The organism is Gluconobacter sp. P1D12_c (genome assembly GCF_018812105.1).
Lineage (GTDB): Bacteria > Pseudomonadota > Alphaproteobacteria > Acetobacterales > Acetobacteraceae > Gluconobacter > Gluconobacter oxydans_A.
The window spans coordinates 1-472 of record NZ_JACSIQ010000413.1 but is presented as its reverse complement, the minus strand read 5'-3'; the positions used below and the strand labels follow the sequence as shown (position 1 = coordinate 472).

Annotated in this window: 1 protein-coding gene; it reads left to right on the top strand. The window is 57.3% G+C overall.

What is annotated here, in order from left to right; genetic code table 11:
* The coding region (locus KP705_RS17435; RefSeq protein WP_215765192.1) for an IS5 family transposase at positions 1–472 on the top strand (472 nt) is incomplete at both ends.

The window sequence follows — 472 nt, the reverse complement described above, 5'->3', positions numbered from 1 at the left end:
CCGTGGTTCGCGCCCATTCACAGGCTACGGGCGCAAAAGGGGGGCTCATTCGGAGGCTTTTGGTCGATCACGCGGCGGCTTTACGAGCAAGATCCATGTCCGATGTGACAATCAGGGATGCCCTCTTGGCTTTGTCCTTACCGGAGGCCAGGTCTCGGACTACAAAGCCACAGACGCCCTGATGAAGCTGTCTGTCCCGCCCCCCAAAGCCATGCTGGCTGATCGGGGCTATGACAGTGACAGCTTCCGCCAGGATCTGCTGATCCACGGGATCCTGCCGGTTATTCCATCACGCAAAAGCCGCAGTGCTCCACAGAAAACAGACTGGTGGCGTTACAGGGACCGCAACCGCATCGAGCGGATGTTCAACAAACTCAAGCAGATGCGCCGTATCGCGACGCGCTACGACAAAACCGCCTTGTCCTTCATGAGTTTCCTCAATMTCGCCGCAGCAAAGCTCTGGATCAGATTT